This is a genomic window from Jeongeupia chitinilytica (assembly GCF_014652315.1).
GTDB classification, from domain to species: Bacteria; Pseudomonadota; Gammaproteobacteria; order Burkholderiales; family Chitinibacteraceae; genus Jeongeupia; species Jeongeupia chitinilytica.
In genome coordinates, this window is the sequence record NZ_BMYO01000009.1 from 1 (window position 1) to 15361 (window position 15361).

General features: G+C 66.4%; 14 protein-coding genes. All 14 read right to left on the reverse strand.

Annotated features, from left to right (window positions below):
• Nucleotides 1-350: 350 nt before the first annotated feature.
• Entirely contained in the window at nt 351-1502 is a 1152-nt protein-coding gene (locus IE097_RS15685; RefSeq protein ID WP_229797623.1) for a THUMP domain-containing class I SAM-dependent RNA methyltransferase, read from the reverse strand.
• Nucleotides 1503-1610: 108 nt separating this feature from the next.
• Complete coding sequence (locus IE097_RS15690; RefSeq protein WP_189461809.1) at nt 1611-2033, reverse strand: ion channel; 423 nt, start codon at nt 2031-2033, stop codon at nt 1611-1613.
• A 16-nt stretch (nt 2034-2049) separates the two neighbouring features.
• On the reverse strand, nt 2050-3063 hold the full coding sequence (locus tag IE097_RS15695) for a DUF2955 domain-containing protein (protein ID WP_189461810.1): 1014 nt from the start codon (nt 3061-3063) through the stop codon (nt 2050-2052).
• A gap of 18 nt (nt 3064-3081) precedes the next feature.
• Entirely contained in the window at nt 3082-4176 is a 1095-nt protein-coding gene (locus IE097_RS15700; RefSeq protein WP_189461811.1) for an HlyD family secretion protein, read from the reverse strand.
• A complete protein-coding gene (locus IE097_RS15705; protein ID WP_189461812.1) occupies nt 4173-5750 on the reverse strand; it encodes an efflux transporter outer membrane subunit in 1578 nt (525 codons plus the stop codon). The genes IE097_RS15700 and IE097_RS15705 overlap by 4 nt, the downstream gene beginning before the upstream one ends.
• Nucleotides 5737-6837 carry an AI-2E family transporter gene (locus IE097_RS15710; protein WP_189461813.1) on the reverse strand — a complete coding sequence of 367 codons (1101 nt, stop codon included), beginning with the start codon at nt 6835-6837 and terminating at the stop codon, nt 5737-5739. Before IE097_RS15710 ends, IE097_RS15705 begins: the two co-directional genes overlap by 14 nt.
• Nucleotides 6838-7127: 290 nt before the next feature.
• Complete coding sequence (locus tag IE097_RS15715; protein WP_189461814.1) at nt 7128-9944, reverse strand: ATP-binding protein; 2817 nt, start codon at nt 9942-9944, stop codon at nt 7128-7130.
• On the reverse strand, nt 9944-10489 hold the full coding sequence (locus IE097_RS15720) for a GNAT family N-acetyltransferase (protein WP_189461815.1): 546 nt from the start codon (nt 10487-10489) through the stop codon (nt 9944-9946). The genes IE097_RS15715 and IE097_RS15720 overlap by 1 nt, the downstream gene beginning before the upstream one ends.
• The gene (locus IE097_RS15725; RefSeq protein WP_189461816.1) at nt 10486-11184 is read right to left on the reverse strand and encodes a hypothetical protein; all 699 of its coding nucleotides are present in this window, start codon (nt 11182-11184) and stop codon (nt 10486-10488) included. The genes IE097_RS15720 and IE097_RS15725 overlap by 4 nt, the downstream gene beginning before the upstream one ends.
• Before the next feature lie 5 nt (nt 11185-11189).
• Nucleotides 11190-12455 (reverse strand): hypothetical protein, encoded by a 1266-nt coding sequence (locus IE097_RS15730; protein ID WP_189461817.1) that lies wholly within the window; start codon nt 12453-12455, stop codon nt 11190-11192.
• A 5-nt stretch (nt 12456-12460) separates the two neighbouring features.
• The gene (locus IE097_RS15735; RefSeq protein ID WP_189461818.1) at nt 12461-13324 is read right to left on the reverse strand and encodes a beta-1,6-N-acetylglucosaminyltransferase; all 864 of its coding nucleotides are present in this window, start codon (nt 13322-13324) and stop codon (nt 12461-12463) included.
• Nucleotides 13325-13334: 10 nt separating this feature from the next.
• Complete coding sequence (obgE, locus tag IE097_RS15740; RefSeq protein ID WP_189461819.1) at nt 13335-14474, reverse strand: GTPase ObgE; 1140 nt, start codon at nt 14472-14474, stop codon at nt 13335-13337.
• Between the two features lie 70 nt (nt 14475-14544).
• Nucleotides 14545-14817, reverse strand: coding sequence for a 50S ribosomal protein L27 (gene rpmA, locus IE097_RS15745; RefSeq protein WP_189461820.1), 273 nt, complete (start codon nt 14815-14817; stop codon nt 14545-14547).
• A 17-nt stretch (nt 14818-14834) separates the two neighbouring features.
• Complete coding sequence (gene rplU / locus IE097_RS15750) at nt 14835-15146, reverse strand: 50S ribosomal protein L21 (protein WP_189461821.1); 312 nt, start codon at nt 15144-15146, stop codon at nt 14835-14837.
• Between the last annotated feature and the right edge of the window lie 215 nt (nt 15147-15361).

The following is a 15361-nucleotide window of genomic DNA, read 5'->3' on the forward strand; positions in this document are numbered from 1 at the left end:
CACCGAACCGATAAACCCCTGATCGGACAGCGAAATTTCGTCACCCCGATTTCAGCCCTAACCGCAACGCCGCCCCAGACCCGGCGGCGAAGCTGACAAATCCATGCCAATGGTATCAAAACCGTCAGTTTCGGCCCCGTCGGCCCCACCCAACCGGCCAGAACACCGCCGCCGGCCCGTCAAACACCCCGCAGTCCCCGTTCCACCGCGCCGGAAAAGCACAACGGGCGGCCAAAGGCCGCCCGTTGTCTCGTATAAGTCGAACCCGATCACAGTCAGGCAGTCCGAAAACGACAACGCCACCCGAAGGCGGCGTTGCGACGCATATATGTATATAGGTGGAAGCCCGCTCAGTCGTGACCGCGGTTGCCGCCAGCGATCATTTTGAATTCGAGCAGCCGGCATTCGAGTGCGCCATTGAACAAGGGCGTCTTCTTCGACGGCTTGAGGCGGATCGCCTTCGCCAGCGCCGGGTCGGCGGTAAAGAAGTAGGCGCGCCAGCCAGCGAAACGCTGCTTCAGTACATTGCCCCACTCCGGATAGGCGGCAAGCAGCTTGTCCTGTTCGTCGAGACGGATGCCGTATGGCGGGTTGGTCAACAGCACGCCTTCGACCGCCGGCGCTTTCGCGTCGAGCATGTTCAGTTGTTTGAGGCTGACCACGCCATCGAGTTTGGCCGCAAGCAGGTTGGCCTGCGCATGCATCAATGCGGTCGACGACACGTCGCTGCCGCTGATCTGCAGTGCCTGATCATGACGTTCGGCGTTTCTGGCCTCATCGCGCAGTGCCTGCCAAGCCTTTTCGTCGTGCTGGCGCAGATACTGGAACGCGAAGGTCCGGCGGCTGCCGGGGGCGATATTGCGCGCCTTCAGCACCGCCTCAATCAGGAATGTTCCCGAACCGCACATCGGATCATACAGCGGCTCGCTGGCCTGCCAGCCGCTCAGCGCCAGAATGCCGGCAGCGAGGTTTTCGCGCAGCGGTGCGTCGACCGCCTCGACGCGATAGCCGCGCTTGAACAGCGCCTCGCCCGAGGTATCCAGATAGATCGTCGCCATCCGGTCGGTCAGGAACAGCTGGATGCGCATGTCCGGTTCCTGCGTATCGACCGACGGACGCGTCCCGCCGGCCTGACGGAAGCGGTCGCAGATTGCATCCTTGACCTTGAGCGCGGCGAGGTTGGTGCTGCGCAGCGGGCTCTTCACCGCAGTCACGCCGACCTTGATCGTATTGTCGACCGAGAACAGTGCCGGCCAGTCGATTTTCAGTGCCAGCCGATACAGGTCGTCTTCGCGCACATAAGGGCGCTCTTCGAGCTTCCACAGGATGCGGCTGGCAATGCGCGATTGCAGATTCGCCTTCATCAACAGGGACCACGGGCCGGCAAACACGACACCGCCGTCGGTGGGCACGAGCTGCAACGCACCGAGTGCGGTGAGCTCCGCGGTCAACACCTGCTCGAGCCCGCGCGGGCAGGAGGCAAAGAAAGAGAAATTCTGCACGACAACAATCCAAATGAATCGGGGTGCGGAGCACCCCCGTAGCACGCAGTATACAGCCAGCAGTTTGGGCACAAGTTGCGCCCGGTGCCGGCGAGCGGGCTTGTGCAATCAGTCCTCGTCGTCCGCCAGCGCCTTGAGCTGCAGTTGCAGGACCTGCAGCACGACGGCCCCCGACAGGGCGATCATCATGGCGCCGTTGATGGCCTCGATCGGCCCGAGCAACTTCCAGCGCGGACTCATTACGACGTCACCGTAACCGAGCGTCGCGAAGTTGACCGCCGAGTGGTAGACCGCGTCGTACAGCGAGCCGAACTCGCCGAGCAGCAGAAAGACGCCGCCCCACACGCTGACCTGCAGGAAGTTGCCGAACAGCAGCAGGGTCATCACGCCGAAAATCAGGAAGCCGCCCCGGAACAGCGGCGTCCTGCCGGCGTGGCGCCGGTAGAAGTTCACGCTCAGCGCGCTGATCCACGACTGCAGCATCATGCACAGCAGAATGACCAGGCCGCCCACCAGCAGGTTTCTCAGCATCGATACCTCCTTTCGATCAGGTTCCGCTCGTACCGGCACGCCGGGCATGCCAGCGCTCGAGCACGAGCACCGTCAGCGACGCATAGCCGGCAACGGCGACGAACAGCGCCAAGCGCGTCAGCGATGCCTGCATGACGTCCTTGCCTGTGGCGCTATCTTCGATCGCCGGCCCCAGCAGGATCAGTGCCGTCATCAGCGCATTGCTCCAGAACGACGGCGGATAGCGACTGGCGACCAGCCGGTACAAGCGCCGGCCAATCCACAGTGCCGCAGCCGCCAGCCACAGTCCCAGCATCCACAGGCTGGCGTGCAGCCCCAGTCCGGCCCACAACAGTGCCGCGAGCAGCGCCCCGAGCAGGGTCGAGCCGACCAGCTCGCGCCCGGCCTGCCTTGCCGACACCGCGCACGCCTGCTGGCCCAGCGTCACCGTTTTCATCAGCCCGGCGATGTACAACGACGGATTGCTCAGCGCCAGCAGCCACATCGGCATCACGATCAGCACTGCGCGCGCGGCGATCCACGTCAGCCCCGTCACGTCCGCGGCTGCCGGCGCCTCCGGCACGACCGTAGCGGTATCCGGAATCAGTGCGTGCGAAAACAGGTTGATCGTTGCGCCAAGCGCAATGCCCGCGCCCAGCGACTTGGCCAGCTGGAGTGCGCTGGCCTGGTCGGTGACGCCGGCAATCGGAATCAGCGCCACGGCAATCACCGGCAGCAGCAGCAGCGGGTTGCGGCGCCGGAGCCCGCCGAGAAACAGCACGTACAGCGTCAGCGCGGTCAGTACGGCGGCGCTGGCCGGGTAGTGTTCGAGCAGCGGCACCATCAACACGCCGGCCGCCATCAGCGCGGCAACAAAGAGGCCGGCGAATGCCGCCTTGAGCAGCGGCATCGGCGGGCCCGGTTTGCACAGCAACAGCACCGCCAGCAGACAGACGACATAAGGCTGCGCCAGCGCCATGCCGTAGGCCACCAGCACGGTCAGCCCCAGACCGGCCGCCAGCCGCAATACCGCCCTGTCGCCCCGATGCATGTCGCGTCTCCGGCCGGATCAGTAGAGATAGGACATCACGCTCATCAACCGGATGTGGATCCAGCCCAGCGCGTTCATCAGGACGTTGTTGCCGGTATACGCAAGGACGTCGGCCTGCCCGCCGACACGCAGCCCTTGCAGGCCCGGCCGCTCCTTGGGATCGAACTCGATCTTGACCGGAAAACGCTGTGCCTGACGCAACCAGTCGCGGTTGTTCTGCACCGTTGGCAGCGCCCCCGACGGCTGCGGCTGACCGGTGCTGACCCCGTTGCCGATGCTGCGCACCCGCCCCTTGAGGATACGACCCGGCAGCACGTCCAGCAGGATGTCGACTTCGTTGCCCGGCTGCATCCGGCCGAGATTGTTTTCGGTGAAATCGGCGCTGATCCAGATGTCGTGACTGACGACGATCGCCATCACCGGCGCGCCGGTGCTGACGAACTGGCCGGTGTCGGTGCGCAGGTCGGTCACGACGCCGCCGATCGGTGCGGTAACGCGCGCTTTGCCCAGATCCAGCTCGGCCTTTTCCTTCAGCGCCCGCGCACTGGCCAGTTGCGAGTTGCGCTCGCCCGGCTCGCCGGCGACTTCGATCGCCCGGCGCAGATCGGCCTGCGCGGCGACGAACTGGCTGTGGGCGGTATCGCGCGTGGCCTGGGCGATTTCGAGCCGCCGGACCGAAATCGCACCCGGGTCCTCGGCGTACAGCCGCTCCTGGCGTTCCGCGTCCTTGGCGGCGTTCCTGGCGTTGGCCTGTGCCGCGAGCATCGCGGCTTCGGCCACCCTGACCGCTTCGCCGCCGGCGTTGACGCTGCTCTCGACCGAACGGTAATCGGCCCGCGCCCGCGCCAGCGCGATTTCGTACGGGGCCGGATCGACATCGAACAGCGGCTGGCCAACGCTCACGCGGCTGTTGTCGTGCACATAGACCCGCGTGACCGTGCCGACGAGCTCCGCGGCCACCGGCACGACGAAGGTCTGGACCCTCGCCTGCGACGTGTACGGCGTGATCCGGTCGGCGGCCAGATACCACAGCAGCGAAACCGCAATCAGTGCCAGCACCACCCACGCGCCGATACGGCTGGCCTTTCCCGGCGATCCGGCTTCCTCGGTCATGGTCCACTCCTGGTTTGCGCGGCCCGATCGGCCGACGCCGGCGGCAACGGTGTATCCAGTAGCGGGCCCCATTCGCTGCGCCGCCGCAGGTAGGCGTCGGTTTGCGCGTCGACGAGCGGCCGTTCGCGGCCATTCTGCCAGCCGCCGCCCATCGCCTTGTACAGCGTGATCAGGTCACGCATCATGCTGCCGCGGCTGACGACCAGCAGTGCCTGCTGGTTGAACAGTGCGCGCTGCGAATCGAGCACGCGCTGGAAGTCGGCCATGCCTTCCCGATACTGGATGTTGGCGATCTCGAGCGCGCGCTTCGCCGCCTTGCCGGTTTCGGTCAGCAGCCGGATCTCGTCATGCCGTCCTGCGTAGGCCGTCGCCGCGTCGTCGATCTCGCGCGCGGCGCTCAGCACCGCGTTGACGTAGTTTTCCCGCAGTTGCATGAAGCGGGCGTCCTGTACCAGCACCTGATTGCCGAGCCGGCCATGGTCGAACACATTCCAGCTGATCGCCGGCCCCAGCCCCATCGTCACCGTAGTGCGGCTGTTCGGTGGTGACGCGGTGAAACTGCCGAGTGTCAGGGTCGAACCGCCGCCGACCAGCGACGTCGCCGACACCCCGATCGAACCGATCAGCGCAATCGACGGGTACAACTCGGCCTCGCTCACGCCGATCAGCGCGGACTGTGCTGCCAACTGCCGTTCGGCCACGCGCACGTCCGGACGGCGGCGGACCAGATCGGCCGGGAGTTCGTCGACCAGCGCCAGCTCGCCTTGCGGAATGATCCCGGTCCCGCCTGCGATTTCCGGCAACACACCCGGGGCCCGGCCCAGCAAGGTGCACAGCGCGTTGCGGCTCTGGCGCAGGCCGGTTTCCAGCTGCGGAATGCCCGACAGCGTGCCGAGGTACTGCGTTCGCGCCTGTTGCAGGTCGAGTTCGGCGCTGTTGCCGCTCCTGAACAGATGCTCGGTAATCTCGAGGCTGCGCTTTTGCAGCGCGGCGTTGTCGCGGGTGATCTGCAATTGCGCCTCGAAAGTGCGGACCGCGACGTAGAGTTGCGCGACCTGCGCCGCGAGCAGTACCTGGATGTCGTCATACTGCGCCAGCGTTGCGAAATAACCGGCATCGGCCGATTCGATACTGCGCTGGAACCGCCCCCAGAAGTCGGGCTCCCAGCCCAGATTGAATCCCGCACCGACACTGGTATACCAGTCGCGTTTGCCGCCGCTCTGCTGGCCGACGCCGAGTGCCTGGCCACTCACCTGCTGCAACTGTGGCCAAAGGAAACTCTCGGCGATGCCCTGCTGCGCGCGCGCCTCGAGAATACGCAGACCGGCGATCCGGACGCTGGCATTGCGCTCGAGGGCCGCTTCGACCAGCCGGGTCAGCGCCGGATCGTTGAACTTGGCCCACCAGCGCGCGTCGGCTTCGAGCCGGGCCGCCGGCAGCGCCCGCAACGGCTCGGCGTGCCAATCGTCGAGTGCCGGCACCTCCGGGCGGCGGTAATCCGGGCCCAGTGTCGTGCAGGCGCAGACCAGCAGCGACACGCCCAGCGCAGCCCAGCGCCCCCTAGCCGGCATCATCCGGGTTTTGCGCCACGACCGGTGCGGCCCCGTTGCGGACCCATGCCATGAACAGCTGGTACCCGATCGCCAGTGCCGTCGCACCGACGAACATGCCGAGAATGCCCGCGCCGACCATGCCGCCGAGCGCACCGAGCAGGATCACCGGCATCGGTGCATCGACGCCCCGCCCCAGCAGCAGCGGCTTGAGTACGTTGTCGGACATGCCCGCGACCAGCAGCGCAATCGTGAACAGCACGTTGCCGACGGTGCCGCCGTCGCCGGACAGCCACAGCCAGGCAATGGCCGGCGCCGTGGCCAGGATCACCGGCACTTGGGCGATGCCGAGGATCAGCGCGACGACGAAGAAGGTCCCGACCGCCGGAACGCCTGCAAGGTAGCAGATCACCCCGACGAGCAAGGCCTGGATGAAGGCGACGCCGATCACGCCCTGCGCGACCGCGCGTATCGTCGCCGTGCACAGCCTGACAACCTGCTCGCCGCGTGCCGGTCCGGCGATGCGGTTGGCGATCTCGAGCGAAATGCGCGCCCCAGCCTCGCCGAACGACATGATGACGCCGGCCACGATGAAGGAAACGATGAACTTGAGCAGGTCGCCGCCCATGCTGGCGACCAGACTGAGCAGGTGCCTTGAGATGTTGCCGATCTTCGGTTGCTGGCTCTGGATCAGACCCGGCAGGTCGGTCGACGCACGTTGCCAGACGATGTAGATCTTCTTGCCGATGATCGGCACCGCCTCGAGGCGCTCCGGGGGCTGCGGAACGTGCACGGTGTTGTTGCGGACCGACATGACCAGACTGGTGATCGAATCGCCGATCGAACTGGTGAACGCCACCGTCGGCGCGGCAACGAGGAGCAGCCCGGCCAGCACCAGCACCGTTGCGGCCAGCCACTGCCGTCCGAGCGAGTGCGCGAGCTTCCTTTGCAGCGGATACAGCGTCACCGCCAGCACGAGAGCCCAGAGCATCAGCGTCAGGAACGGGGCAAAGATGCCGTAGCAGAAGACCGCCAACACGACGAACAGGCCGAACTTGATGAACAAGTCGAACAAGCCGTCCAGTTTTTCCGGTGACGCTGGATTTTGCATGAGATGGACCTCGCATCTGGAGCCGCCCGGGCGGGCGGAACCGGCGGCCTTGCCAGCGTTGACGCGGCATCGGTACCGCCTGCTGCACCAGTGTAGGTCATGATCCGGGCCGGAGCCGGATCGCCACCGGCCGGGGTGCGGACGATGGATGATTGCGGCGGCCCAACGGACCGGCCGCGGCTTGCCGCCACCCAGCCTGGCGGGCAGGCCGGGCGCGCGGCGACCGGCCGGTCGGCCACGCCCCTGAGTGATGCAGCCCTGCGCGGCGGGAGCGCCGCACCGCCGCTCCGTCAGGCGTCGGCGGTCTCGGCGTTCACCCGGCGCCGTGTCTGCATGATCAGCGGCGCCCACGTCTGGCCCGGCTGCTTCTTGCGCGTCGTCAGCGTCAGCTCGGACGGGCCGTAGACATTGGTGTTGTGCGTCAGCGGCGTGGTGATCAGGTATTGCGCCTGCGTCGCCTTGAGGAAGCCGCCGACGCGGTCGATGTTGAAGATGTCCAGATGGGCGAACGGTTCGTCGATGAACACGAAGCCCGAGGTGTTCGCATCGTCCATCATCAGCCCGATCAGCAGGATCAGCGACTTCATCACCTGCTGGCCGCCCGACGCTTCACCGTCGTTCAGCCCCATCATCCCCTTCTGGTCGAAGTTGAAGCGCGCGGTCAGGCCGGCCTGCGCCAGCACCGTGTCGTCGTTCTCCAGATGCGGCGTATCGAGTTCGACATCGATGCCGGCCAGCTCGCCGAGGCGTTTGACGTTGCGGCCGTAGGCGCGCACCGTCGCGCGCAGCTTGTTGATGTAGGCAGCACGCGCGTCGTCGGTCAGCTCGCGGGTGCGGGCGACATCGCGGCGGTGCTGGTCGGTGTCGCGCTCGATGCCGGCGTAGTCGGCGGCCAGCTTGTCGCGGCGCGCCAGCACGGTCTCGTCGGTTTCCCAGTCCTGGTTGTCGAGCGCGAAACGGATGCGGTCGATCTCGCGCTGCACGTCGCGCACCGAGTCGTACTGTGCCGCCAGCCGGCGCAGATGCTCGGCGGCGACGTATTCGGCCGGCAGTTGCGTCCGCGCGGCACGCAGGCTGCGGATCTGCCGTTTGATGTCGTCGCGCTGCCGCGCCAGTTGTGCCGACAACTCGGCGATCTGCGCCTCGAGCGCTTCGCGCTGGCGACGTTGCGTCTCGAAGCTGATGCGCGATTCCTCGCGGCCATCGCGCAGTCCCTGCCACGCCGACTGTGCCGCTGCGAGCCGCGCACCGGCTTCCTGCAACCGCGTCTGTTCGTCGTGGAAGCGCGCCGCGGCGGCGGCGAACTCGTCCTGACGTGCCGCCAGCTGGACCACGGCCTGCATGCCCATCAGTGCCTGCTGGATCTCGGTGATCTGCCGGGTCAGCGCAACCAGCCTGCCTTCGTCGGCCAGCATCTGTTCGTTCAGTTCGCGCAAACGGCGGCCGGCTTCGTTGCGCCGCGACTGGCGTGCGCCTTCGCCGAAGGCATAGTCGCCGCTGCGAACACTGATATCGCGTGCACCACGGCGCTCCTTGTGGAAGGCATCGCGGGTGATCCAGTCGCCGTCGAGCGTCTGGCCGTGGGCGACCGAATTGGCGCGCTGGGTCCGGTTCAGCAGGTTGGCGAGCCAGTCGGGCACATCGGCGTTGAAGTCGACGACCTCAAGCACGCTGCCCGTACGTGCGCGCGGCACCGGCTCGCGGTCGGGCACGATGAAGTGGCGGTAGCGCAGCTTCTGGCCCAGTTCCCACGCACGCTGCCGGTCGCCAGCCTTGTTGAGCAGAATGATGTGGCGCGACGGCGCCAGCATTGCCTCGACCGCCTCCTGCCATGCCGGATCGCGCACTTCGACGATCTCGGTCAGCAACTGGTGACCGATGCCGGCCTCGTCGAGCGCCGCGCGCATGTTGCGGACAAAGTCGGGCAGCATCGGCGCGCGGCCAGACTGCAGCGCCGACTGGGTATCGTTGAGCTCGTCGCGCTCGGCGCGCGCCTGGCGCAGCGACTGGCGCAGTGCAGCTTCGTCGTCCTTGAGTCCGGCGAGCCGGTCGTTGAGCTTGACCGCGTCGGCGCCGTCCTCGGCCTCGGCCAGACGGCGCAGCCGGTCGGCTTCCTGCAGCAGCTTCTCGGTGTCGCGGGCAGCATCGCGGGCGGCCTGGAATTCGGCGTAGGCGGCGTCGTTTTCGGCCTGCGCCGCCTTCTCGGTATCGCGCGAGCCGGCCAGACTTGTCTCCAGCTCGCGGTAGCCGACATCGAGCGCCGCCAGTGCCTGCTGACGCTCGCGCAATACCCGCCGGGCACCGCGCCAGTCGTCGACGTTGCCCCGCAGCGCACCCCATTGCTCGACATAACGCAGCGCCGGCATCACCCGGCTCTCGAGCCGGATGGCATTGTCCTGCATCGTGCGCCATTCGAGATGGTTGTTGGCGCGCAGCTTCAGCCGCTCGACGTCGAGACCGAGCTGGCTGGACTGCTGCTCCATCTTGCCGAGCTCGTCCTCGGCCTCGGACAGCCGCAGCTTGGCCTCGTGGTAATGGTCGAGCACCTGCTTGTCGCCGAACACCTGGAACACCAGATCGAGCAGCGACTTCGGGCTGTACTCGCACAGCTTGTCGGTATCGCCCTGCTCGAGCGCCAGCACCTCGGCGATCGCCGGTGTCAGCCCGGCGGCTTCGAGCCGGCGGCGGTATTCGTTGACGCCGATCCAGTTCAGCAGCGACTCGGTGCCCGGCTGCAGCTCGATCCGGCCTTCGGCGATCGCGTACTGGCGCACCCAGTCGCCGCCCTGCTTCCTGATCCGGCAAAACAGCGTGATCTCGTCGCTGGTCGCCGGGAAGAACAGCGTCGGAAACAGCCCCGAATCACGGCGCGGATTGCTGACCACGCCGCGCAGCCAGGCGACGTTTTCCTTGTTGTTGCGCACATAGCGCTTGTAGTCGCGCCGGCCCGAGCACTTGAGCGCCAGCATCGTCCGCAGCGCATCGAGCAAGGTCGTCTTGCCCGAGCCGTTCGGCCCGACGACGGTGACGATCTGGGCATCGAGCGGCACCTTGATCGCCTGCCAGAAGTCCCAGTGGACCATTTCGAGTTCGCGAATCTGAAACATCAGTTTTCCTTGCACACAACGGCCGGTTGCGGCGGCATCGTCCGCTCGCTGCGCAACTGGCCATAGATCAGCTGATCGACCGCCCGGCCTTCGATCAGATAGTGTTGCCGCAACACGCCTTCCTGCATGAAGCCCAGACGCGACCACAAGGCCCGCGACGCGGCATTGTCGGCTGATACCGTCGCCCACAGGCGCCGGTACCCGGCGTCGAACAGCAGGCCGGTCCACGCCTGCAGCGCCACGGCCGCAATACCGCGGCGGCGATACGGTCCGGCAATCTGCACCGACAGCTCGGCGCTCTGCATCATTGCCGAGCGCTGACGCGCACCGACGAGACCGACCGGATCATCGTCCGCACAGACGATGCGCAACGACTCTTCCTCATCACCAAGGAACACCGGCCCGGACGCAGCAACCAGCCTGGCCCGCAGTTGTGCCTCGCTCAATGCAGCCAACGGCATGACCGCGCGCGCCGACGGTTCGGCGCGCAGGTCAGCCCAGAACGTGGCATCCGCCGCGACAGGGGCACGCAGCGAAACCTTCATTCGTCACCGGCCTCATCGTCGGTGCCATCCTCCGCCGCGGATACCGGCTCGTCGACGGCGATGCGCGTCCCCGACAGCTTGAGCACCTCGGCGAGCGCGCCGTTGATGATGCGCGGCGCGAGTTTGGCGTAGTCGATCATCAGGTCGAGCAGCGGGCCTTCCTGGATCATCCGGTTGCGGCGGACGACGAAACCCAGTTTGGCGAGCTGGCCGAGGTTGGTCGCAAAGCGCATCTTGCCGCCGAGCTGGCGGCCGAAGTCGGCGTAGACCGCGTCCTCGGGCACGCCGACCGAGACGTCGTCACCGTGGGCGATCGGCTTCTCGGCGCCGAACATGTCGACCTGGGTATCGCCGATTTCTTCGGCGCGCGAGATCTGCCGCTCGCGCTTGGGCAGAATGATCAGCGCCCAGACGACAACGAGCAGCGCGATCGCGTCGCGCGGCAGGCCCATGTTGTTCGACAGCCAGTTCTCGCCTTCGCCGAAGACCCAGTCTTCCATCTCGGGGCGGAGCGCGACGGCGATGTGTTCGGCGTACGGGTTCTCCAGCAGCCGCAGGCCGACCTCGCCGAGCCGGCGTTCGAGGCTTTCACGGAAGGCCTCGTCGACAAGGGCACGGCGTGCGAGCGGGTCGCGACGCGGAATGAAGCGGTGCGCCAGCAGGCGCGCGGTCAGGATATTGAGGGCTTGATCCATGATTTCTATTCGCTGCGCAGCGGCGTGAGCCGGCCGCGGGAAATGGTGGCCACTTCGGCGTGGTCGAGTTCTTCAACACCGTGTTCGGTCTCGAGCCGCAGCGGCAGCTTGACCAGGTCGGCGACGACGCTCTGCTCGAGCGCCGCATCGGCATCGCCGAGCAGCGCCAGCAGGGACAGCCGGTAGGCCGTTTCCGGATAGCTGTCGGCGACGACCGAGTCGGTCAGCGACGCCGGCAGCGTCTGCGCGGCCAGCGCCGACAGCTCTTCGTACAGCGCCTCGGCGGCGAGCAGCCGCTCGGCTTCGAGTTCGCCGACCAGCGGCGCGGCACTGGACGACGGCAGCGCACTGACCACGTGCTCGGTGCGCACGCGGCCCGTCAGCTCGAACTCGGCGACGTCGAGCAGCTCGTCGCTGGTCGCGAACAGCGGCTCGGGATGGAAGGCGAGCAGCCCGTCGGCCAGCGATGCCAGCGACGCCTGACTCTGACCGCGCAGCCAGTCGGCAACGTTGGTCGAGGTCAGTCCGGATTCGCCAAGATGGACGCGCTGCGCCGCGAGTTCGGAGAGCCGGCGCTGGAACACGCCGGTCAGCCGCAGCATGCGGCTCTGTGCGTAGGCGATCGACTGGGCCAGATTGAGCGCGGCCAGATCGAGCGTTTCGTCGGCCAGCAGATCGCGCATCACTTCGGTGCCCTTTTCGACCCAGCGCCAGACGCTGTCGAGCTTGTCGCGGGCACTGCGGATGCGGAATTCCGATTGTGATTCGAGCGCGGCCTCGAAGTCGGCATACAGCTCGTTCAGTCGCGCCAGCAGATGCTGCAGCGCCTCGGACGACACCTCGCCGACGGACTGGCCGGCCGCGACCTGTCCGGTCAGATAGCCGAGTTCGGCATCCTCGCCGGCGAACTGCGTCAGCGTCGTCACCGCCGCGAGCGCGATCCGCCCGGGCTCGGACAGCGCATACAGCTGCGCATCGCTGTCCCACACCAGCAGGCCGTTCTGGCGCAAACGGGCCAGCACGGTTTCGAGCTTGACCGGGTTCAGGTAGGCAAAGTGCGACTGCAGTTCGTGCGGCGACCAGCGCGGCGCATTGGCGCGGGCGCCGATTTCGCGCAGTACCAGCAGCCGCACCAGCACTTCGTCCTCGCCACCACGGAACAGCGTGATGAAGGCGTTCAGTACCGGCCGGGCGCGCATGAGCCCGGCCAGCGGGCCGAGGTCGGCGGGCACGTAGCCGGGAGCAAAGAAGTCGTCGAGCGTCGATTCCATCGGGTCTAGATCATCGTGGTGCGCGCATTCAGCGCAGCGTCGAGTTGGGCGGTCAGCGTGCCGTCGGCCGCAAACTTGCGGGCAAACAGCGCATCGCTCGCCAGCAGCGCGGGCAGGTCGGCATCGCTCAGCGTCGCCGGCGACCAGGCACCGGGCGTCCAGACCAGATGCCGCAAGGGATCGCGGACCAGCCGGTCGGCCAGTCCGGCGTGCATCAGCACGGTCTGGATGAACATTTCATCGGGCACGAGGGTAGCGCGAAAGAAGTCGACCACCTTAGGGTATTCGTCACAGAAGCGCAGCACCGCGTCGGCGGCGGCACCGGTGAGGCACCACCATTGCGAACCGGCCCAGACGGCTGTCAGCGGTGACGGCAAACGACGACGGAGGCCCAGATGACGCAGACCGCGCTGCAGCTTCTGCAGCGCGCGGCCGGCCGGACGACCGTTCAGGGTTTCGGGATGCCAGGCCTGCCATCGGTAGCCGACGTCGAATTCGGACTCGGCACGCAGGTCGAGATAGCCGTCAACGTCGTCGTTCCGCGCCAGCCGCGCAACGATCTCGGCGTGCGTCCTGACCGGATAGTCGGCCCCCGACAGCAGCACCTGCCAGTCGCAACCGTCGGCGCAGGCGACCCGCATCAGGTCCAGCGTCGCCGCAACCAGCGAAAAACCGCCCCAGCGACAGGGACGACGGACGATGAAGACGGTCCCCGCCGGGACCGAAGCCTGCATCGCAGCGAACACGTCGGCCGGCGTGTTGGCGTCGACATGCACGTAGACGCGCACGCCCGGCGCGGCCAGCCGGCCGACCAGCCGCGCCAGCTGCGCCGGCGCGGTGTGGGCAAGAATCAGGTACGCCAGCCGCATCGCGCGCGGATCAGTCCTCGTCGCCGTCAAAAGCGTCGAGCGCCCCGGCCTCGGACTCGTTCAGCGCCGGCTCCGGCGTCGGCTCGAGCGCCACGGCATCCGGGCGCACCGCGTCGAGGTAATCCATGATCGCGTAAGTCAGCTCGCGGGTGTTCTCGCCGGTCAGGCCGGAGATCGTGAACACGCGCAGCGCCTGCGGGTCGAACACGTACTCGTTCTCGGGCGGTGTCCAGCCGTAGGCGGCGAGGAAATCGGCGACCCGTTGTTCGCGCTCGTCCTCGGGGATCATGTCGAGCTTGTTCAGCACCAGCCAGCGCGGCTTGTTGTACAGCGCCTCGTCGTACTTGCGCAGCTCCTCGACGATGGCCTTGGCCTCGGCGACCGGATCGACGTTCTCGTCGAACGGCGCCAGATCGACGAGGTGCAGCAGCACGCGCGTGCGCGCCAGGTGCTTGAGAAAGCGGTGGCCAAGGCCGGCACCTTCGGCCGCGCCTTCGATCAGCCCCGGAATGTCGGCGATGACGAAGCTGCGGTTTTCGTCGATGCGGACGACGCCGAGGTTCGGATGCAGCGTGGTGAACGGATAGTCGGCGATCTTCGGCCGCGCCGCGGACACGCTGGCGATGAAGGTCGATTTGCCGGCATTGGGCATGCCCAGCAGGCCGACGTCGGCCAGCACCTTCAGTTCGAGCTTCAGCTCGCGCCGTTCGCCCTCTTCGCCCGACGTGGTCTGGCGCGGCGCACGGTTGATCGACGATTTGAAATGGATGTTGCCCCAGCCGCCCTTGCCGCCCTTGGCGAGGCAGATCAGCTCGCCGTCGTGGGTCAGGTCGGCGACGATTTCGCCGGTCTCGCTGTCGGTGATCAGCGTTCCGACCGGGAAGCGCAGCGTGACGTCGTCACCGGCGGCGCCATAGCAGTCGGCACCGCGGCCGGACTCGCCGTCGCGCGCCTTGTATTTCTTGACGAAGCGGTAATCGACCAGGGTGTTGATGTTCTGGTCGGCTACGGCCCAGACCGTGCCGCCCTTGCCGCCGTCACCACCGTCGGGGCCGCCGCGCGGTATGAATTTCTCCCGGCGCATGCTCGCCGAGCCTTTGCCGCCCTTGCCGGCGATGACTTCGATTCTTGCTTCGTCAATGAATTTCATGGTGCCCTGTCCAGAAGCGAAAAAAGCCCTATCCCGCAGGATAGGGCTTTATGACCGCGAGTTGCGAAGCTTACGCTTCTTCGCCGGTGTACGGCAGCACGGTCACGGTGCGACGCTTAGCGGCGCCCTTGATCGCGTACTTGACGTAGCCGTCAACGAGGGCGAACAGGGTGTGATCCTTGCCCATGCCAACGTTGTCGCCCGGGTGGAATTCGGTACCGCGCTGACGCACGATGATCGAACCAGCCGGAATCAGCTCGCCGCCATACACTTTGATGCCAAGGCGTTTCGCCTGGGAGTCGCGGCCGTTACGGGAACTACCGCCAGCTTTTTTGTGTGCCATGGTATGTCAGCTCCTGATTACGCGTCGATCGAGTCGATGCGGATTTCGGTGTAGTTCTGGCGATGGCCCTGACGCTTCTGGTAGTGCTTGCGACGGCGCATCTTGAAGATGCGAACCTTGTCGTGACGACCTTGCGAAATGACCGTTGCCTTGATGGCAGCGCCGGCAACCACAGGGGTCCCGATCGTCACTGCATCACCGTTTGCCACCATCAATACTTCATTCAGTACGATCTGGCTGTCGATGTCTGCAGCAATCTGTTCTACTTTGAGTTTTTCGCCGACGGTAACTTTGTACTGCTTACCACCGGTTTTTACGACTGCATACATAACAAGCTCCAAAGAGTTTGCGCTCGAAAAAACATCCCGCCCGGAGACGGAACGCACCCCATCCATTACGGGGAACCCGGGACTATAACGGCAACTTGCTTGCAAGTCAAACACTTAGCGCACGCCGGGCTGCGCCGCCCCCCTTTCAATGGTAAGATCGCGGGCTTCATGGAATAGACGGCAGGACGAGACCAGCGTGTCGCTCGCGTTCGTAC